17 protein-coding genes and 1 pseudogene are annotated in these 19481 nt (G+C 67.0%); 8 read left to right on the plus strand and 10 right to left on the minus strand.

Going from position 1 to position 19481, the window contains the following annotated elements:
- Window positions 1-2 precede the first annotated feature (2 nt).
- Both dacB and KY496_RS18125 read left to right on the plus strand, forming a co-directional pair.
- On the plus strand, window positions 3-1463 hold the full coding sequence (dacB, locus tag KY496_RS18120; protein WP_219861874.1) for a D-alanyl-D-alanine carboxypeptidase/D-alanyl-D-alanine-endopeptidase: 1461 nt from the start codon (window positions 3-5) through the stop codon (window positions 1461-1463).
- 177 nt (window positions 1464-1640) lie between these two features.
- Window positions 1641-2573, plus strand: a complete 933-nt coding sequence (locus tag KY496_RS18125) for a GGDEF domain-containing protein (protein WP_229520310.1) — start codon at window positions 1641-1643, stop codon at window positions 2571-2573.
- Here KY496_RS18125 and KY496_RS18130 read toward each other — a convergent pair whose 3' ends face one another.
- From KY496_RS18130 to KY496_RS18170, 9 genes and pseudogenes are all read right to left on the minus strand, one after another.
- A complete protein-coding gene (locus tag KY496_RS18130) occupies window positions 2574-3185 on the minus strand; it encodes a M15 family metallopeptidase (protein WP_219861876.1) in 612 nt (203 codons plus the stop codon).
- Between the two features lie 3 nt (window positions 3186-3188).
- A complete protein-coding gene (locus KY496_RS18135) occupies window positions 3189-4088 on the minus strand; it encodes a LysR family transcriptional regulator (protein WP_005664309.1) in 900 nt (299 codons plus the stop codon).
- A gap of 325 nt (window positions 4089-4413) precedes the next feature.
- A pseudogene (locus KY496_RS18140) lies at window positions 4414-5178 on the minus strand (N-acetylmuramoyl-L-alanine amidase); the annotation flags it as partial.
- A gap of 28 nt (window positions 5179-5206) precedes the next feature.
- The gene (locus KY496_RS18145; RefSeq protein WP_184240083.1) at window positions 5207-6124 is read right to left on the minus strand and encodes an N-acetylglucosamine kinase; all 918 of its coding nucleotides are present in this window, start codon (window positions 6122-6124) and stop codon (window positions 5207-5209) included.
- A gap of 18 nt (window positions 6125-6142) precedes the next feature.
- Window positions 6143-7732, minus strand: a complete 1590-nt coding sequence (locus KY496_RS18150; RefSeq protein ID WP_229520311.1) for a glycoside hydrolase family 10 protein — start codon at window positions 7730-7732, stop codon at window positions 6143-6145.
- Between the two features lie 33 nt (window positions 7733-7765).
- Window positions 7766-8908, minus strand: a complete 1143-nt coding sequence (locus KY496_RS18155) for an acyltransferase family protein (protein WP_219861880.1) — start codon at window positions 8906-8908, stop codon at window positions 7766-7768.
- A gap of 6 nt (window positions 8909-8914) precedes the next feature.
- Window positions 8915-10180 (minus strand): MFS transporter, encoded by a 1266-nt coding sequence (locus KY496_RS18160; RefSeq protein WP_184240086.1) that lies wholly within the window; start codon window positions 10178-10180, stop codon window positions 8915-8917.
- A 41-nt stretch (window positions 10181-10221) separates the two neighbouring features.
- Window positions 10222-11100, minus strand: a complete 879-nt coding sequence (gene murQ, locus KY496_RS18165) for an N-acetylmuramic acid 6-phosphate etherase (RefSeq protein WP_005664298.1) — start codon at window positions 11098-11100, stop codon at window positions 10222-10224.
- A gap of 107 nt (window positions 11101-11207) precedes the next feature.
- Window positions 11208-11948 (minus strand): GntR family transcriptional regulator, encoded by a 741-nt coding sequence (locus KY496_RS18170; protein ID WP_005664296.1) that lies wholly within the window; start codon window positions 11946-11948, stop codon window positions 11208-11210.
- 124 nt (window positions 11949-12072) lie between these two features.
- On the opposite strand from KY496_RS18170, the gene KY496_RS18175 reads away from it, so the two are divergent.
- Both KY496_RS18175 and KY496_RS18180 read left to right on the plus strand, forming a co-directional pair.
- Complete coding sequence (locus tag KY496_RS18175; RefSeq protein ID WP_219861882.1) at window positions 12073-13368, plus strand: serine hydrolase; 1296 nt, start codon at window positions 12073-12075, stop codon at window positions 13366-13368.
- Window positions 13369-13484: 116 nt separating this feature from the next.
- Window positions 13485-14717 carry a D-amino acid dehydrogenase gene (locus KY496_RS18180; RefSeq protein WP_219861883.1) on the plus strand — a complete coding sequence of 411 codons (1233 nt, stop codon included), beginning with the start codon at window positions 13485-13487 and terminating at the stop codon, window positions 14715-14717.
- A gap of 17 nt (window positions 14718-14734) precedes the next feature.
- Here KY496_RS18180 and KY496_RS18185 read toward each other — a convergent pair whose 3' ends face one another.
- Complete coding sequence (locus KY496_RS18185) at window positions 14735-15037, minus strand: HigA family addiction module antitoxin (RefSeq protein ID WP_219861885.1); 303 nt, start codon at window positions 15035-15037, stop codon at window positions 14735-14737.
- A 168-nt stretch (window positions 15038-15205) separates the two neighbouring features.
- Between KY496_RS18185 and KY496_RS18190 the strand changes: the two genes are divergently transcribed.
- The 4 genes from KY496_RS18190 to bioA are packed head-to-tail and all read left to right on the plus strand — an operon-like array spanning window position 15206 to window position 19480.
- On the plus strand, window positions 15206-15667 hold the full coding sequence (locus tag KY496_RS18190; protein ID WP_005664290.1) for a YchJ family protein: 462 nt from the start codon (window positions 15206-15208) through the stop codon (window positions 15665-15667).
- Between the two features lie 46 nt (window positions 15668-15713).
- Window positions 15714-17321, plus strand: a complete 1608-nt coding sequence (locus KY496_RS18195) for a carboxyl transferase domain-containing protein (RefSeq protein ID WP_005664288.1) — start codon at window positions 15714-15716, stop codon at window positions 17319-17321.
- 13 nt (window positions 17322-17334) lie between these two features.
- Entirely contained in the window at window positions 17335-18123 is a 789-nt protein-coding gene (locus tag KY496_RS18200) for an enoyl-CoA hydratase/isomerase family protein (protein ID WP_219861886.1), read from the plus strand.
- 16 nt (window positions 18124-18139) lie between these two features.
- Window positions 18140-19480 carry an adenosylmethionine--8-amino-7-oxononanoate transaminase gene (gene bioA, locus KY496_RS18205; protein WP_005664284.1) on the plus strand — a complete coding sequence of 447 codons (1341 nt, stop codon included), beginning with the start codon at window positions 18140-18142 and terminating at the stop codon, window positions 19478-19480.
- Window position 19481: the final 1 nt, after the last annotated feature.

Here is a 19481-nt window from a genome sequence, read left to right on the forward strand (position 1 = left end):
GCATGCTCCAACGCTCCGTCTTCGCTCTTGCCGCGCTCTTCACGAGCATCTCGTTCGCCCACGCCCAGCTGCCGCAAGCGGTGGCCCAGGCGCTGCAGCAGAACGGCATCGGGCAGGACGAGATCGGGGTGCTGGTGCTGCGCGGCGACGCCACCGTGCTGGAACACCGGGCCGGCCTGCCGATGCAGCCGGCATCGACCATGAAGCTGGTGACGACCCTGGTCGGCCTGGAACGCCTGGGCCCCGCCTTCCGCGGCCGCACCGAGCTGCGCACCACCGGCCAGGTCGAGGACGGCGTGCTGCGCGGGAGCCTGTACCTGAAGGGCGGCGCCGATGCCGACTTATCCGGCGAACACATCGCCGACATGCTGCGCGCGCTGCGCTACGAGGGCATCGAACGCATCGAGGGCGACCTGGTGCTCGACCGCGCCCTGTTCCAGCCGGAGCGTCCGGACGTCGGCCTGCCGCCCTTCGACGAGTCGCCGGAAGCGTATTACAACGTGATCCCCGACGCCCTGCTGGTCAACAAGAACATGCTGCAGCTCGACATGCGCTCGACCGCGTCGACCCTGCAGCTGCGCATGCATCCGCAATTGGAGCGGGTCTCGGTGGCCTCCGAGATGACCCTGGTCGACGCCGACTGCGCCCAATGGGAGGCCGGCTGGAAGCTGCCCGAGGCGCAGCGCCAGCCCGATGGCCGCATCAAGGTGGTCTTGCGCGGCACCTTTCCGAAGAACTGCAACCGCAGCTACGGCGTCAACGTGCTCGATCGCGACGATTACGTGAGCCGCCTGGTGCGCCAGGCCTGGAGCGATCAAGGGGGCGTGCTGAGCGGCCGCACCATCACCGGCGCGACGCCGCTTGACGCCCGTCTGCTCGCCGCCCACGTGTCGCGGCTGCTGCCGGAACTGGTGCGCGACACCAACAAGCCTTCCGACAACGCGCTGGCGCGCACCCTGTTCCTGAGCCTGGGCAGCCTGCAGGCCGACCCGGTGACGGGCAGCCTGGCGCTGCCGCTGGCCGGGGAATCGACCTTCGCCCGCGCCGACGCCGCCGTGCGCGCCTGGCTGCGCGAGAAGCAGATCGACGACACCGGCTTCGTGATCGACAACGGCTCCGGCCTGTCGCGCATCGAACGCATCAGCGCGCAGCAGATGGCGCGCCTGTTGCAGGCCGGGCTGCGCAGCCCCTGGGCGCCGGAATTCCAGTCCAGCATCCCGATCGGCGCGGTCGACGGCACCATGCGCCGCCGCCTGCAGGACAGCCCCGCCGCCGGGCGCGCGCGCCTCAAGACAGGCTCGCTGCGCAACGTCACCGCCCTGGCCGGCTACGTGCCGGACGCGAACGGCATTCCTTGCGTGTTCGTGGCGATGATCAACAGCGAGCAAAGCGGCAACGGCCGCGGAAGAGTCGTGCTCGACACGCTGGTGGACTGGGTGGCGCGCTCGGGCGCGGCGCCCTGAACCGGGAATGCACAGGTAAACAATGCTGTCGAAACAAGGTCACTATCGAATTACTATAATTCGTTAGTTTTCGATAGCAAAAACTGACACAATAGCGGCCTGGTGTGTGTCCCGCGCTCCGGTTCCGCCTCCGCAGGACGCGTTGCCGACCTTCAAGTTTGGCTGGCGCGCCTGGGCGTGGCCCTCAATGGCGGCGTCTGCGCCTGGCTGGCCTATCGCCGTCCGCTGTCCATACGCGGCACCCGGCTGGCCGCGTCGAGCGCCGAGATCCTGTCGCTGGGCTGCTTCATGGTGGTCGCGCTGGCCCGTCCGAACGAGGTGCACTGGCATGCGCTGTCGATGGTGGTGATCCAGGTCGTGATCTACCTGTACATCCCGAACCGGCTGGCCTACGCCACCGCGATCGCGAGTGGCGGCGTCATCGTCTTCCTGGCGCTGGTGCACACCCTGCTGCCGCCGCGGCCGGTGGCAGACCTGCTCACCATGGGCATGCTGCTGGCGATGATCAACACCTTCGGCATCCTGGCGGCGCGCCGCTTCAACCGGGTGGCGCGCGAGGAATTCCGGCTGCAGACGCAATTGAAGCGCCTGGCCGAGCGCGACCAGCTCACCGGCTGCTACAACCGCCACTACCTGAACGACCATCTGCTGGGCGCCGAGCTGGCGCGGGCGCGGCGCTTCGGCCATCCGGTCTCGGTGGTGCTGTGCGATATCGATCACTTCAAGCACATCAACGACACCTTCGGCCACCACCAGGGCGACCACGTGATCCAGAACTTCGCCACCCTGCTGCAGCGGATGACGCGCCAGGGCGTCGATGCGGTGGTGCGCTACGGCGGCGAGGAATTCCTGCTGATCCTGCCCGAGACCGGGCCGGCGGGGGCGACCGTCCTGGCCGACCGCCTGCGCGACGCCTTCGCCGCCAGCACCTTCACGGTCGACGGCGAACCGGTGCCGACCAGCGCCAGCTTCGGCGTGGCCGCCTTCGATTTCGCCAGCGCCGACCTGCGCGTTACCCTGCCCGACCTGATCGTGGCGGCCGACAAGCAGCTGTATGCGGCCAAGCGCAACGGCCGCAACCGGGTCGAATCGGTCGAGCTGGCCGCGTAACTACAACACGCGACGGAAGGTGGCGCGCACCAGGTCGCGGTCGCCGCAATCGAAGTGCCACCATTCGGTCTTGATGCCCAGGAAGCCGGCCTGCAGCATCGCTTCACGCAGCAGGCGCCGGTTGGCCAGCTGCTGCTCGGTCAGTTGCCCGGCCAGCAAAAAGCCTTCTTCCAGCGCCGGATGCGACAGCTCCGTCATGTCGTCGAAGCCGGTGCCCATGTCCAGTTCGACGCCGTCGGCATCGAGCAAGGTGATGTCGAGCGCCATGCCGTAGGAGTGGATCGAGCCGCGCGCCGGATCGGCCAGATACAGGCGCAGGTCGGTGCCCTCGAGCGCATCCCACAACTGCTGCTGCACGCGCTGCGGACGCAGGGCGTCCAGCACCAGCGGCTTCAAGCCGGGCGCATGCACGGCCAGCCAGGCCACCGCGCGCTCGAGCGCCGCCGCCGCCTCGACGTGCAGCCAGGCGCAGTCGTAGGGCGAATACAGGTCGCGTCCGACGAAGTTGTTGGCCGTGGCGTAGCGCAGGTCGACGTCGATGCCGGCGATGCTGTCCAGGTGGCGAAATTCGGGGCTGCCGGCGATGTCCTCGCTGGCGAGGGTAAGCGTCATGGTCTACTTTTGTTCAAGGCAGGCGCGCGCGGTCGCGCCGATGCAGTTGGCCAGCTCGCGCGCCCCGTGCGACAGGGGCGAATGGCTGGCGGTGAGCAGGTACAGGTGCACCGGGATCGATGGCGACCACTGGCGGCACTGCACCTTGCTTGGGGCCGCCGAGGCGGCGGTGAACGGGTCGAGGATGGCGGTGCCGGCGCCGGCCTCCACCAGCGAGCGCGCGATCTGGTAGGTCTGCACCACGGTGCGGAACACCGGCTGCACGCCCTGGGCCTCGCAGGCGGCGACGACCATCTCGCCCAGCGGATCGCGGTCGGCCAGGCCGATCAGTTCGCCGCTCAGGTCTTCGGCCGAGATCGGCTTCTTGCATTCGTCGTCGGTCCAGGTGCCGGCGGGCGCCACCACGGTCAGCAGGCCGTGGGCGATCGGCTCGGCCACGATGCCGGGATGGCGCGGATCCTGCAGCGACAGCGCGAGGTCGGCTTCGCCCAGGCGCAGCGCATTGACGATCTCGCTCGTGTGATGCGTTGCAAGCTCACAACGGGTTTCGGGAAAATCGCGGCGCCAGGCCGTCATCCCCACCGGCAGCACGCTGACCGCGATGGTCGGCGTCGACACCAGGCGCACGGTCTCGACCGCGCGGCCCTTGAGGCTGGCGGCCAGGCGGCGGATGCCCTGCAGGTCGCGGTTCAGTTTCTCGGTTTCGGCGAACAGGCGGTGCGCTTCCGGCTTGGGATACAGCTTGCCGCGCACGCGCTCGAACAGCGGCATGCCCAGCTGCAGCTCGGCGTGCTGCAGCACCTTGGTCACCGCCGGCTGGGAGATATGCAGCACCTGGGCGGCGCCGCTGATGGTGCCGACTTGCATGATGGCGTGGAATACCTCGATATGACGCAGACGCATTGCTTCATCCTTCAGTAGAAAACCCACCCCGCATACGCACAGGGTGGATGGGCGAAGGATACAGCGAAAATTGCTGTACGGCGATGGGTCACGGTGTATTCACTGGCGGCGTGGCAGGCACGGGCGCAGGCACCGGCGCGGTCGGCGGCACGTTCTCCAGCGCGCCCGGCAGCGGCTCGGCAGTCGGGGCCGGCGCCGATGGCGGCACTGGCGTACCGACCGGCGGCATGGGCGCCGGCATGGGCGCCGGCGCTTGCTGCGGCAGCGGCAGCGGCTGGGCCGGGATCACCGGCATCGGCGGCGGCGGAGTGCCGGCCGGCGTGGTCAGCACTTCGAGCAGCGCCGCCGTCTCGGCGTCCGGATTGCCGGAAATGTCCAGCGGGCGGTATTTCATCTGGAACGCCGCCAGCGTGGTGCGGGTGGCTTCGTCGTACACGCCGCTTTGCACAATGCCGAAACCGTGGGTCGCCAGCTTGCGCTGGAACCAGCCGACGTCGGGCAGCAGGGCGTCGAAGGCCGGGCGCACGGCCGCCACGCGGGCGGCGTCCGGCCACAGCACCAGGCCCTCTTGCGCCAGGCGCTGCCACGGGAATTGCGGACCCGGATCCTGCTTCCTCAACGGCGCGATGTCGCTGTGGCCCAGCACGTTCTCGGGCGCGATGCCGTGGCGCTGGACAATGTCTTTTACCAGCGGAACCAGGGCGTCCACCTGCGCTTGCGGGAACGGCGCATAGACGCGGCCGGTCGGCGTGTCCTTCCAGCCGGCGTTGACGATCTCGATGCCGATCGAGCTGTTGTTCAGCTGGGTGAAGTTCTTCCAGCTCGAATTGCCGGCATGCCAGGCGGCGCGGTTCTCGTCGACCAGGCGATAGATCTTCGGCGTCGCCTCGTCGGTCAGCAGGTAGTGCGAGCTGACCTGCTGCTCGGTCAGGATCTTGATCGAGCTCGGCGTGTTGGCGACCGTGTAATGCAGCACCAGGAAGCGCGCCCGGCTCGACTGGCCCTTGGCGGTATAGGTGGTGTCGTAGCGCGGGACGGTGGAGCAGCCCGCCAGCACGGTCAGGGCGAGTAAGGCGGCGATCGATTTCATCTTGTTCTCCTTGGTGGTTTCTTGTCGTTCAACCCAGCGCCAGGCGCGCGGCCGCGTGGTGGGCGCGCAATCCGGTCTGCGCAAAGTCGATATTCGGGGGCAGCGCTGCGCGCATGGTGTCGGCGATCAGCGGATGCAGTTCGGCGGCGCGTCCGCTCAAGGCCACCGGACGCGCCCCGAAGCGCGCGATCAAGGCCGACGCCAGGCGCGCCAGTTCGCGGCCGGCGTCGACCAGGATGGCGCGCGCCGCCGGATCGCTTTGCGCACTGGCGGCGACGGCCAGCGCCAGCTTGCCGACCGTCCCGCGCTCGTTTTGATAGATGAACTTTCGCGATTCGGCCCAGTCCGATCCGCCGACGTGTTCGAACACCGCATGCGCCATCGGCGAATCCCGCCAGCAGCCGGGACGTTCGTCTTCATTGCGCCAGATGTGGCGCAGCGCTTCGCGCGCGATCCAGAAGCCGCCGCCGCCATCGTCCAGCACCACGCCCCGGCCGCCGGCGCGGTGGAACACGTCGTGCTCGTCGATGAAGGCCCCGATCGAACCGGTGCCGGCATAGACCAGGTAACCTTCGCCCGGCGCGAAGCTGGCGCGGTAGGCGATCTCGATGTCGTTGCACAAGGTGACCGCGCCCGGCGCCACGCCCAGCAAGGCGGCCAGCCAGCCCTGCAGCAATTCGCCGTCGCCGCCGAAACCGGTCAGGCCAGCCTGCACCCGCACCGGATGCGCATGCTGCAGCACTGCCGCCGCCAGCCGTTCGAAGGTGGCGCGCACGGCGTCGCGGCCGTGGGGCGTGGCCATCTGCAGGGCGGAGAGACCGTCGACCGTGCCCTCGGCCAGGATCGCGCCGCCGGGCGCCGCCAGCGCCCAGCGGGTCTGGGTGCCGCCGGCGTCGATGCCCAGGCCGGCGCCTGCCACGCGCAGATTGTCTTGATCAGTCGGCATACCGTGATGCTACCCGCATTATGGTTTCGACCACACACGCACGCGCTCGCCCTCGTTGCCGAGACGGTCGACCGCGCTCACCACGACGATCTCGGCCGGGCCGAGGCGTTCGTCGTCGGAAATCGTCCAGGTCGCGCGCGCCGCCGGCGCCACGGCGAAGCGCCATTCATTGCCGTGGCGGGCCCAGATCGCATACAGGGCATTGCCCTTGCCCGCCTTCAGGCTCAGGTCGACCGATCTGGCGCCGCGGCTCGCCTTGATCGCGGGCGTGCCGGGTCGCGTGCTGCCCAGCCACGGCGTGGCCGGCACCAGCGCCTGGCCGGTGTAGCGGGTCGTGCGCAGCTGGTCGCTGATGCCCTTGCGGTTCTGCATCAGGGCCACCATGCTGAAGTGGATGTGGCCGGTGGCCAGCGGACGCGAACGGGTCACGCTGACCTGCTGCAGCACTTCGTCCGGCTCGTAGTCGCGGGTCGGCGCGCCGATGCGGCTGGTGAACAGGCCCGGCCAGATATGGCGGCCGAGCGGGTTCTGGCCGATCCAGTAGTCCAGCAGCACGTCATAGGCCTGGCCCGGCGGCTTGATCGGCCAGTACAGCTGCGGCACGAAGTAGTCGAGCCAGCCCTCCTGCAGCCACAGTTCGGCGTCGGCATACAGCTTGTCGTATTGCGAGAAGCCGACGATGCCAGGCGGACGGCGGTCGGGCCGGCCCAGGCCGAAGGGGCTGATGCCGAAGCGCACCCAGCTTTTTTCGGCATGGATGCCCTTGTACATGGCCTCGATCAGGCGGTTGACATTGTCGCGGCGCCAGTCGGCGCGCGCCAATGTGCCGCCGCTCTTCAGGTAGCGCTGCCAGGCCGGATCGTCGGGGAAGTCCAGTTCGGCCCTGGCCGCGCGGCCATCCAGCGCGGCGGCATTGCCGGCCACGGCCGGCGTGGCCTCGATCGGGTAGGGATAGAAATAGTCGTCGATGTGCACGCCGTCGATGTCGTAGCGGCGCACGACGTCGAGGATCACGTCCATGGTCTGCTTGACGGCTTCCGGCTCGCCCGGGTCCATCCACATGAACTTGCCATAGCGCTTGACGATGTCGGGATTGGTGTTGGTGATGTGGTTCGGCGCCGACTGCGAGCGCGCCGCGTCCATGCGCGCACGGTAGGGGTTGAACCAGGCGTGCAGCTCGAGGCCGCGCGCATGCGCCTGGTCGATCCAGAACTTGAGCGGATCGTAGGCCGGCATTGGCGGTTTGCCTTGCGCGCCGCTTAGGTACTCGGTCCACGGCTCGATCTTCGACGGATAGATCGCATCGGCCGAAGGACGCACCTGCAGCACGATCGCATTCAGGTTCAGCGACTTGGCGCGGTCGAGGATGGCGATGGCTTCCTGCTGCTGCTTGGCGGACGACAGGCCGGGCTTGCTGGGCCAGTCGATATTGGCGACGGTCGAGACCCAGGCGGCGCGCAGCTCGCGCGGCGCGGCGGGCGGGTCGTCGCCGCCGCTGGTTTCGGCGACCGGCACGTCGCGGGTGAGCGGCTTGGTGCCGCAGCCGGCCAGCAGACCGCCGAGGGCGAAGGCGCTGGCCATGCCGAGCGTGAAAGCGCGTTTGTTCATATCGGGAAGCAAAGTGGCTCCTTTGTGTTCTGTTCAGACTTTGACGAACCAGCGCTTGCGCCACATGCACCAGGCAATGGCAAACATGCAGGCGTTGAAAGCGATGGCGTACAGTAATGAGGTGTTGCGTGGGTCCAGCGGCAGCGCGGCGAACGGCGCGTACAGGAGTCGGCCGAGCGCGAGCTGGCTACCGTCCGGCTGCGTGAGTTGGATAAAACCGAGCATCTTGGCGATGAGGCCGGATAAAGCGAAGATGAACAGCGCGTTCATGCCGTAGATGACGAAGGGGGTGCTCAGGCGCTGCATGCGCTCGCGCAGTGCCGTTGACGGCGCCGCGTCCAGCAGCCAGTAGCTGGCGCCGAAGGCCAGCAGCGCCCAGCCGCTCATCAACAGGCAGAACGATGGCGTCCACAGGCTTTTATTGATCGGCATGAGGACCGCGTCGAGCGTGGAGCCCAGCGCCAGGCAGGCCAGGCCGGAGAGCATCAGCCACACCACCTGCTCGACCCGCGGCAGCGCCGAGAGCAGCAGGCGGCCGGCCAGCACGCCGAACAACAGGCTGCACACGGCCGGGAGCGTGGACACCAGGCCTTCCGGGTCCCAGGTCTTCGCCTGCGCCCACAGGTGGCCGTCCATCAGCGCGCGGTCGATCCAGGCGCCGAAGTCCTGGCCCGGTTCCAGTACGCCGGCGCCGATGCCGGGAACGGGGACGAAGAGCATCAGCACGCTGTACAGGGCCAGCAGCAGGAACATGGCAAGTGCCTGGCCGCGCCAGCCCAGATAGACCACCAGCGGCGCCGCCAGCAAGGTGCACAGGGCGATGCGCTGCAGCACGCCGGGAATGCGCACGCTGTCGAAATCGAAACGCGGGATCAGGTTGAGCAGGAAGCCGATCAGGAAGATCAACGCGGCACGCTTGGCCAGCTTGAGGAGCAGCTGCGGCTTGTGCGCGCCGGCGGCGGCCAGGCGGCCCAGCGACAGCGCCATCGCGACGCCGCCAATGAATAAAAAGAAAGGGAAGATGGTGTCGGTGAACGTCCACCCATGCCAGGCCGCATGCGCGAGCTGCGCATGCAGGTGGCCCCAGTCGCCCGGATTATTCACGAGCACCATCGCGGCGATGGTGAAGCCGCGGAAGGCGTCGAGCGATGTCAGGCGCACCGGTGCGTCGATCATGGCCCGTTATTTTTTCCCGAATTCGGGATCGATCTTCACCAGCGCCGCCACGATGAATGCGGGGATCGTCGCCAGGCAGGTCCAGATGAAGAAGTGCTTGTAGCCCAGGTATTCCTGCAGGTCGCCGCTCCACATGCCCGGCACCATCATGCCCAGCGCCATCAGGCCGGTGCAGATTGCATAGTGCGCGGTTTTATTGGGACCATCGGCCACCATGATCATGTACATCATCATGGCCGTGAAGCCGAAGCCGTAGCCGAACTGCTCGAGCGCCAGGAAGGCGGACACCGTCACCAGGTCGGTGGGCTGCGTCTGCGACAGATAGACGAACACCAGGTCCGGCAGGTGGATCGCGAACACCATCAGCCACAGGCAGCGCTTGAGCCCCAGGCGCGAGATCAGCCAGCCGCCAGCCAGGCCGCCCAGCGTCAGCGCGATGATGCCGACCGTGCCGTAGGCGATGCCGTATTCGGCGGTGGTGAGCCCCAGGCCGCCTTCGCTGACCGGGTCCTTCAGGAACGGCGCCACGAGCTTGAGCAGCTGGGCTTCGCCCAGGCGGAAGGTGAGGATGAAGGCGACGATCATCCAGATGTCGCGCTTCCTGAAGAAGGCGGCGAAGGTGCCGAAGAAATCGCGCAGCGGGTTATTGGTGGACGGGACAGCCTTGTCTTCAGGCGGCACCGGCAGCACGAACTGGTGCCAGGCAAAGGCGGCGAAGAAGATCCCGGCCAGCACGTAGAACACGATCGCCCAGGCTTGCCTGACGTCGCCCAGGCTCACGGCCAGGTAGCCGGCCAGCACCACCAGCGGGCCTTGCCCGACCAGGGTCGCCAGGCGATAGAAGGTGCTGCGCACGCCGACGAAGGCGGCCTGCTGCTGCTGGCGCAGGCCCAGCATGTAGAAGCCGTCGGCCGAGATGTCATGGGTGGCCGAGCTGAACGCCATGATCCACATGACGGCCAGGCTGACGGCGAAAAAGGCCGGTGTGTGCAATACGGTGCCGACCGCGATCAGCGAAGCGCCGACCACGATCTGCAACAGCACGGTCCAGCGGCGCTTGGTGCCGAACATGTCGACGATGGGCGACCACAGCGGCTTGACGACCCACGGCAGGTACAGCAGGCTGGTGTAGAAGGCGATGTCGGAATTCGAGATCCCCATGTCCTTGTACATGATGACGGTCAGGTTCATCACCACGACATAGGGGATGGCCTGGGCGAAGTACAGGGACGGCACCCACAGCCAGGGGCGGTTCGCTTGCGGTTTCTGCATGTCTCTTTCTTGTGCCCTTAGGCAAGGCTGCGGAAACGCGCTTACGCGAGCGCCTGGCGCACGCTGCCGCGCGCCGCTTCCAGCAGCGCTTGCGCCTGCTCGACACTGGTTTGTTTGGACAAGGCCACGATGGCGGTCTTGACGTGGAATCCGCATTGCTCCAGCACCGCCCGCGCGGCCTCCTCGTCGGCGCCGGTGGCGAAGCTGGTGAGGCGGATCGCGCGCCGTACCAGTTTGGCATTGGTAGCCTTCAAGTCTACCATCAGGTTGCCGTAGACCTTGTTCAAACGCACCATCAGCGCGCTGGAAAAGGTGTTCAGCGCGATCTTTTGCGAGGTGCCGGCCTTCAGGCGCGTGCTGCCCGAGACCACTTCCGGGCCGGTGTCCAGGGTGATGCCGATTTCGGCTTCGCGCGTGACCGGCGCGTCCGGGTTGTTGGCGAAGCCGATCGTCAGCGCGCCGACCGCGCGCGCGGCCCGGATCGCGCCCAGCACATACGGCGTGCCGCCCGATGCGGCGATCGCCAGCACCACGTCGTCCGGCCCCACGTTCACGCCCTCCAGGTCCGCGCCGCCCTGCTCCACGTCGTCTTCGGCCCCTTCGACCGCGACGAACATCGCGTCGCTCCCGCCGGCCAGCAGCGCCACCGCGCGTCCATGCGGCCAGGAGAAGGTCGGGTACAGCTCGACGCTGTCGAGCACCCCCAGGCGGCCCGAGGTGCCGGCGCCGACATAGATCAGGCGTCCACCCGCTTCCATGCGCGGCAGCGCGGCGGTGACGGCGGCGGCGATGCGCGGCGCGGCCTTGCGCACCGCCTCGACGGCCTGGAACTGGTCATCGACGAAGACGTTCACCAGTTCGGTGGTCGGATACTGGTCGAGGGCGGCGTGCGCCTGGGAAGGGGTTTCGGTATTGAGCATCGCCGTGTCTCGAAATGGAATTGTGATGAAACCAGTGTAATACCAATTCGGCAAGCCATCCCATGAAAGGATCGGCCGCCGCCATGCCGCGAGGTTATGCGGGCGAGTTAAGCCGGCCTTCGCAGCTCAGCCACGAAGTCATAGTGATCGCTGCGGCAGTAGGAATGGGTCAGCTCGACCGGCTCGCCCGATTCCAGGTAGCCGACGCGGGTGATGAACAGCACCGCGCGCCCTTCCGGCACGTCCAGGCGCGCCGCCAGCTCGGCGTCGGCGTTCATGGCGCGGATATGCTGCAGCGCGCGCACCGGCATGTGGCCGGTCTTGCCGAGGTGGGCGTACAGCGAGGCGGCCACGCCATCGGGACGCGGCAGCACCGTGGCCGGGATCACGCTGACCTCGTAGGCCATCACGACGTCGTCGGCCAGGCGCAGGCGCTCCAGGCGCGCCACCCGCGCGCCGGGCGACAGGCCCAGCGAGAGCTGCTCGTCGGCGTCGGCCAAGACCACTTCGCGGCGCAGCCACTCGGAGCGCGGGGTGTAGCCGCGCTGCTGCAGTTGTTCCGAAAAACTCGACAGGTTCGACAGCGGCTGCTCGATGCGCGGCGCGATATAGTTGCCCGAGCCGCGACGGCGCACCACGAGGCCCTGCTCGACCAGCTGGTCGATCGCCTTGCGCGCGGTGACGCGCGAGACGTCGAGCTGTTCGGACAGCATGCGTTCGGAGGGCAGCGCCTGGTCGGCCTGGTAGCGGCCGTCGCGCACGTCCTGCGCCAGCTTGCGCGCCAGCTGCATGTAGAGGGGAGAATTGTCGTCCAGGTTGACCTGGAATCCGGGACCGGGGGTGTTCATACCGTGGAAGCATACCACTTGAGACCAATACAAAAGAGTTATGGCGTCCCCACGGCTATTCATTAGGCAAGGGTTTCGGGCTGTCCGTATCCTGATCCCGCAAACTCAATAAAAAAGGAATGACATGAATCACGGCAGGCGATCCCTGCTCGGCATGGTCATGCTGGGCGCGATGGAACCGCTGTTCGCGGCGATGCCGCCGGCGTCCGGCGGTGTGGCCTCGCTCGACGCCGAGCTGGCTGCCATCGCCGATGATCCCGCCTTCCCGCTGGCCAGCCTGTCGGTGGTGGCCCTGCGCGCCGGTCGGCCGGTGTACGAAGGCGCGTTCGGGCGCCGCACCATCGGCAACGGCGCCATGCCCGACCGTCCCGCCACACCGGATACTTTGTTCCGCATCGCCTCGATCTCGAAGCTGGTCACCACGCTCGGCCTGATGCGCCTGCTGGAAGACGGCAAGGTCGATCTCGATGCCGACGTCTCGGGCTACCTCGGTTTCGACTTGCGCAATCCGCATTTCGCCAACCAGGCGATCACCCTGCGCCACCTGTTGCTGCATACCTCCTCGCTGCGCGACGACGCCGGCTACTTCTGGCCGGCGACGACCGCGCTGAAGGACGTGCGGCCCGCCTGGTCGAGCCTCGCCGGCCCTGACGGCGCCTATTACAGCTACTGCAACCTGGGCTTCGGCCTGATCGGCACGATCATGGAGCGCGTGACCGGCGAACGCTTCGACCGCCTGATGGCGCGCCTGCTGTTGCAGCCGCTCGGCCTGCAGGCCGGCTACAATCCGTCCGAACTGCCGAAGGCGGCGCAGGACCGGCTGGCGACCATCTACCGCAAGCGCGCGGTGGACAGCGACACCTGGCAATCCGACGGCCCCTGGGTCGCGCAGGTCGACGCCCCCGGCATCCAGCCGCCGCCCGGCCTGGCCGGCTACGTGCCGGGCACGAACGCCACGCCGTTCAGCCCGACCGGCGGCCTGCGCATCTCGGCGCGCGACCTTGGCGTCGTCATGCGCATGCTGATGGCGGGCGGCGTGCATGACGGCAAGCGCCTGCTGCAACAAGCGACGCTCGACCGGATGTTCGCCCGCCACTGGCGTTACGACGGCGTCGGCGGCAACGGCAACCCGCTGGGCAGCATCCTCAGCCCGCGCGGCCTGGGCAACGCCCACTATCCCGACCGTCCCGGGATGTGGCTGACGCCCGGCTTCGACGCGGTGGGCCACCTGGGCGACGCCTACGGCCTGCGCTCGGTCTTCGCCATGGACCGCGCCAGTGGCAACGGCATCGTGGTGCTGGCCGGCGGCAGCGCGCGTGACCCGTCGACCGATCCGGGCCGCGATTCCTCGCTGGCGCGCTACGAGGAACGCGTGCTGGCAAGTGTTTACCGGCGCGCCATCCTCGGCCAATCTTCGTGAACGCTCGCGCAAATGCGTACATATATGCCGGTTATGACTGTTCGCCCACCATTCATTGGCGGGCCGTCCAACCAGCCTCTAAGCTCTCTCCCCCAATCTGAACAAACGAGTCTGGCATGCAGCACATCATCGTGATCGGCGGCGGCGTCGTCGGCCTGGCATCGGCCTGGTGGCTGGTGGAAGCCGGCTACGGCGTCACCCTGCTCGAGCGCGCGCCGGAAGTCGGCAGCGGCGCCAGCTACGGCAACGGCGGCCAGCTCAGCTACCGCTACGTCTCGCCGCTGGCCGACGCAGGCATTCCGCTCAAGGCCGTCAAATGGCTGTTCCAGGCCGACGGCCCGCTGCGCTTCAAGCCGGAGGCCGACCTGCGCCAGTACCGCTGGCTGGCCAGCTTCCTGGCCCACTGCCGCGCCGACGTTAACCGCCGCACCACGGCCAAGCTGCTCGAGCTGGGAGAATGCTCGCGCCGCGCGATGGGGCAGCTCGAGCTGGTGGTGCCGCCCGAATCCTTCCACTGGCGCGACGCCGGCAAGCTGGTGGTCTACCGCTCGCGCGACGTGTTCGAGGCGGCGGCGTCGAAACCCGGCGCCGGCCAGGTCTGGACGCCCGAGGAATGCGGCGCGCGCGAACCGGCGCTGGCAGCAAGCCAGCACCTGCTGGCCGGCGGCATCTACAACGCCGGCGAGGCGGTGGCCGACTGCCACGCCTTCTGCCTGGCCCTGGCCGGGCGCCTGCGAGAACACCCGCGCTTTCGCGGCTTCGTCCATGGCGAGGCGCGCGGGCTGTACGCCGAACGCGGACGCATCCGCGGCGTCGAGACGGCCGGCGGCCTGCTCACGGCGGACGCCTACGTGCTGGCGGCCGGGATCCAGAGCCGCGACCTGGCCGAGTCGATCGGGATCGACCTGCCGCTGTATCCGCTCAAGGGCTACAGCCTGTCCGCCCCGATCCGCCAGGACGATGTGGCGCCCGAGATCAGCGTCACCGACTTCGAACGCAAGGTGCTGTATGCGCGCATCGGCGACCGGCTGCGGGTGGCGGCCATGGTCGACATGGTGGGCGAGGACCTGCGCCACGATCCGAAGCGGGTCGAGGGCCTGACGCGCCAGGTGCGCGACACCATGCCGCGCGCGGCGGATTATTCGCAGGTAGCGGTGTGGGCGGGATTGCGGCCGGCCACGCCGAGCAGCGCGCCGATCATCGGGGCCACCCGCTACGACAATCTGTGGCTGAACGTCGGGCACGGGCCGCTGGGGTTTACGTTTGCCTGCGGGACGGCGGCGGTGCTGGCCGACCTGGTGCAGGGGAAGGCGCCGCCGTTTGGGCTGGATGGGTTGACGCTGCGTTAATAAATTCCGTTCATGCGTCAACGGCTACAACGTGGCTGGATCATCTTGGTGATCGATTCTCCAGACAGGGACTTGGCTGTTTGAAGCTCGTACATCATCTGCAAGTTCAGCCAGAACTCTGGAGTCGTTCCGAAGTAACGTGAAAGGCGCAACGCCATGATTGGACTGATGCCCGATTTTTCGCGCCTGATTCTATTCACCTGTGCGGGACTGACGAGCAATGCCACGGCTAATTCATCACCTGACATTTTCAGCGGCACCAAATATTCTTCACGCAGAACCTCTCCAGGATGAACTGGCCGCATTCGATTAATAAACATATAAGTTCCTGTACAAGTCCATACCCAGCTGCTGATTTTTTAAGCTGGGGTTCGCTTTTACGTTGAAATAGACACCTCGGCTGTCTATACGTTCCAGCAATTATCCTTGGCGCCGGAGTCATGCAGCCCGCATGACCCACAGTCGCGAAATCGCGGATAATTGCCGCCATGTCCACCCGTCCCACCTCTCCCTGCCCCTGCGGCGGCCCCGCGTTCGCGCAATGCTGCGGACCCTACCTGGCCGGCGCGGCCCTGCCGCCGACCGCCGAAACCCTGATGCGCTCGCGGTATACCGCATTCACGCTCAAGGACGAGTCCTATCTGGTTGCCACTTGGCATCCAAGTACCCGCCCGCAGGAAGCGATCATCGACGAGTCCGAGCCCATGCGCTGGCTCGGACTCGAGATAAAAACTGCTTTACGTTTACGTCAACGTAAAGCAGAATTGCCGGACGATCCAGAGCAAGACCCGAACCGTATCAACGAGGATAGCGTCGAATTCGTCGCCCGCTTCAAGGTCGGCGGCCGTGCGCACCGCCTGCACGAAGTCAGCCGCTTCGTGCGCGAACCCGGCCCGGATGGCGCGCTTCGCTGGTTCTACCTGGACGGCAGTTTCCCTGACAAGAAGTAGCGCCGCGAGAGGCGGACAAAAAAGAGACGAAAGCAGAGGACGGCACATGCCCCAGATCGAGAGCAAACTGAACCCGCGCGGCGAGGACTTCAAGACCAATGCCGCGGCAATGCAGGCGGTGGTGGACGACTTGCGCGCGCGCGTTGCCCAGATGTCCCAGGGCGGTGGCGAAGCGGCCTGCGCCAAGCACGTTGCGCGCGGCAAGCTGCTGCCGCGCGAGCGCGTCGAACACCTGCTCGATCCGGGTACGCCCTTCCTCGAATTCTCGCAGCTGGCCGCCTATGAGATGTATGACGGCGCCGCCCCCAGCGCCGGCATCATCACCGGCATCGGCCGCGTATCGGGCCAGGAATGCGTGATCGTCTGTAACGATGCCACCGTCAAGGGCGGCACCTATTACCCGATGACGGTGAAAAAACACCTGCGCGCGCAGGAGATCGCCGAGCAGAACAACCTGCCCTGCATCTACCTGGTCGACTCGGGCGGCGCCAACCTGCCGAACCAGGACGACGTCTTCCCCGACCGCGACCACTTCGGCCGCATCTTCTACAACCAGGCGAACCTGTCGGCCAAGGGCATCCCGCAGATCGCCGTGGTGATGGGTTCGTGCACCGCCGGCGGCGCCTACGTGCCGGCGATGAGCGACGAGTCGATCATCGTCAAGGAACAGGGCACGATCTTCCTCGGCGGCCCGCCGCTGGTGAAGGCCGCGACCGGCGAAGTGGTCAGTGCCGAAGACCTGGGCGGCGGCGACGTCCACACCCGCCTGTCGGGCGTGGCCGACCACCTGGCCCAGAACGATCCGCATGCGCTGGCGCTGGCGCGCACCATCGTCTCGAACCTGAACCGGGTCAAGCCGGTGCAGGGCGCGCTGCGCGAGAGCGTGGAGCCGAAGTACGCCCCTGAAGAACTGTATGGCGTCATTCCGGTCGATACCCGCAAGCCCTTCGACGTGCGCGAAGTGATCGCGCGCGTGGTGGACGGTAGCGAATTCGACGAATTCAAGGCGAGATATGGCACCACGCTGGTGTGCGGCTTCGCCCACATCTACGGCATGAAGGTCGGCATCATCGCCAACAACGGCATCCTGTTCTCCGAGTCCGCCTTGAAAGGCGCCCACTTCATCGAACTGTGCTGCCAGCGCAAGATCCCGCTCGTCTTTTTGCAGAACATCACCGGCTTCATGGTCGGCCGCAAGTACGAAAACGAAGGCATCGCCCGCAACGGCGCCAAGATGGTCACCGCCGTCGCCACCGCCTCGGTGCCGAAGTTCACCATCATCATCGGCGGCTCCTTCGGCGCAGGCAACTACGGCATGTGCGGCCGCGCGTTCTCGCCGCGCTTCCTGTGGATGTGGCCGAACGCGCGCATCTCGGTGATGGGCGGAGATCAGGCGGCGTCGGTGCTGGCCACCGTCAAGCGCGATGGGCTGGAAGCGAAAGGCGGCCAGTGGTCGCCCGAAGAAGAAGCCGCGTTCAAGCAGCCGATCAAGGACCAGTACGAACACCAGGGCCACCCCTACTATGCCAGCGCGCGCCTGTGGGACGATGGCGTGATCGATCCGGTTGATACGCGCATGGTGCTGGGCCTGGGCTTATCAAGCGCCATGAACAAGCCGATCGAGGACACGAAGTTCGGCGTGTTCCGCATGTAAGGGAGAGATGAATATGGACTATCAGACCCTCACCATCGCGATCGCCGACAAGGTCGCCACCGTCACCCTGAACCGCCCCGAGCTGCGCAACGCCTTCAACGAGCACGCGATCGCCGAACTGGCGCTGGCCTTCGATGAACTGGGCCGGAGCGACACGGTGCGCGCCATCGTCCTGGCCGCGAACGGTCCGGCCTTCTGCGCCGGCGCCGACCTGAACTGGATGAAGAAGATGGCCGGCTACTCGCATGAAGAAAACCAGGAAGATGCGCTGCGCCTGGCCGACATGCTGCGCACGATCTACCTGTGCCCGAAGCCCACCGTGGCCAAGGTGCAGGGCGACTGCTACGCCGGCGGCATGGGGCTGGTGGCCGCCTGCGACATCGTCGTCGCCATCGACACCGCCGGTTTTTGCCTGTCCGAAGTGAAGCTCGGCCTGATTCCGGCTACCATCTCGCCTTACGTGATCAAGGCCATGGGCGAGCAGGCCGCGCGCCGCTACTTCTTGACGGCCGAACGTTTCGATGCGCTTGAGGCGCGCCGCATCGGCTTCGCGCATGAAGTGGTGGCCGCCGACGCGCTCGACGCGACGGTCGCCGGCATTGCCCGCGCCCTGGTCAACAACAGCCCGAACGCCGTGAGGCAAGCCAAGACGCTGGTGCGCGACATCGTCGGCAAACCAGTCGACGATGCGCTGCTGCTCGATACCGCCGGCCGCATCGCCGCCATCCGCGCCTCACTGGAAGGGCGGGAAGGCGTGGCTTCCTTCCTTGAAAAACGCAAGCCCACATGGCTGCAATCATAGATATTGGAATACAGAAGTGACTCAATCGACCTCCTCCGAGTGGATCGCGCGCAGCCTGCGCAGCGTATGGCATCCCTGCACGCAAATGCAGCATCACGAGGAGGTGCCGCTGATCGCGGTCAGCCATGGCAAGGGCCCGTGGCTCTATGACTATGACGGCAAGCGCTACCTGGACGGCATCAGCTCGTGGTGGGTCAATCTGTTCGGCCATGCGAACCCGCGCATCAACGCCGCGCTGAAAGACCAGCTGGACAAGCTCGAACACGCGATGCTGGCCGGCTTCACGCATGCGCCGGTGGTCGAGCTGGCCGAACGCCTGTCGAAGCTGACCGGCCACGCGCTGGGCCACGCCACTTTCGCCTCGGATGGCGCTTCCGCGGTCGAGATCGCGATGAAGATGAGCTTCCACGCCTGGCGCAATGCCGGCAAGCCGGCCAAACAGGAATTCGTCTGCCTGCAAGGCAGCTACCACGGCGAGACCATCGGCGCGCTGTCGGTCACCGACGTCCCGCTGTTCAAGGATGCCTATGGCCCGCTGCTGCGCGCCTCCCACGTGGTGAGCGCGCCCGACGCGCGCAACGCGGGCGAAGGCGAAACCGCCCAGGACGTGGCGCGCCGCGCGATCCTGGAAGTGAAGGAACTGTTCGAGCAGCGCGGCGACAACATCGCGGCCATCATCGTCGAACCGCTGGTGCAGTGCGCGACCGGCATGGCGATGTACGACCCGCTCTACCTCAAGTTGCTGCGCGACCTGTGCGACCAGCACCATGTGCACCTGATCGCCGACGAGATCGCGGTCGGCTGCGGGCGCACCGGCACCTTCTTCGCCTGCGAACAGGCGTCGATCTGGCCCGACTTCATGTGCCTGTCGAAAGGCATCAGCGGCGGCTACCTGCCGCTGTCGCTGGTGCTCACCCGCGACGACATCTACCAGGCCTTCTACAGCGAAGACATCACGCGCGGCTTCCTGCACTCGCACTCGTACACCGGCAATCCGCTGGCCTGCCGCGCCGCGCTGGCCACGCTCGACATCTTCGAGGAAGACGATGTCTTGAACCGCAATCGCGAACTGGCCACCAAAATGACGATCGCGCTGGCGCCGCTGGCGGAACACGAGCGCGCCCGCCACTTCCGCCAGCGCGGCATGATCTTCGCGTTCGACGCCATCGAGCCGGACAAGGATCGCGCCTCGACCTTCTCGCGCCGCTTCTTCTCCACCGCGGTCGAGAACGAACTGCTGCTGCGCCCGATCGGCCGCACCGTCTACCTGATGCCGCCCTATGTGCTGGACGACGAGGACGTCGCCGGCCTGGCCGCGCGCACCATCAAGACCTTCGAATCGGTGATTGCTGCGTGAC

Source organism: Massilia sp. NP310, assembly GCF_019443485.1.
Classification (GTDB): Bacteria; Pseudomonadota; Gammaproteobacteria; order Burkholderiales; family Burkholderiaceae_D; genus Telluria; species Telluria timonae.